Origin of the sequence: Cupriavidus sp. SIMBA_020, assembly GCF_046535395.1 — a bacterium.
In the GTDB taxonomy this organism is placed as follows: Bacteria; Pseudomonadota; Gammaproteobacteria; order Burkholderiales; family Burkholderiaceae; genus Cupriavidus; species Cupriavidus campinensis.
Genome location: NZ_JAWRWU010001223.1, coordinates 1 through 251, shown reverse-complemented (window position 1 = coordinate 251; position 251 = coordinate 1). Strand labels below are relative to the sequence as shown.

Here is a 251-nt window from a genome sequence, read left to right as displayed (position 1 = left end):
GCCGCCAGGATGGCGATGCCCTGGCGCCGGTTGCCGACCATCTCACCGAAGGTGAAGCACAGCGCCGCGGGAATCACCAGGATCGCCAGCATCTCCAGGAAGTTCGACAGCGCCGTCGAATTCTCGAACGGATGAGCGGAGTTGGCGTTGAAGAAACCGCCGCCGTTGGTGCCCAGCAGCTTGATCGCCTCCTGCGAAGCCACCGGACCCATCGCCAGCGTTTGCGTCTGGGTCACGGCCGGGTCGGTCAC

1 protein-coding gene is annotated in these 251 nt (G+C 65.3%); it reads right to left on the bottom strand.

All coding sequences use genetic code 11. From position 1 onward, the window contains the following. A partial coding sequence (locus tag SB751_RS33425; protein ID WP_410749424.1) for a potassium-transporting ATPase subunit KdpA occupies positions 1-251 on the bottom strand: 251 nt, incomplete at both ends.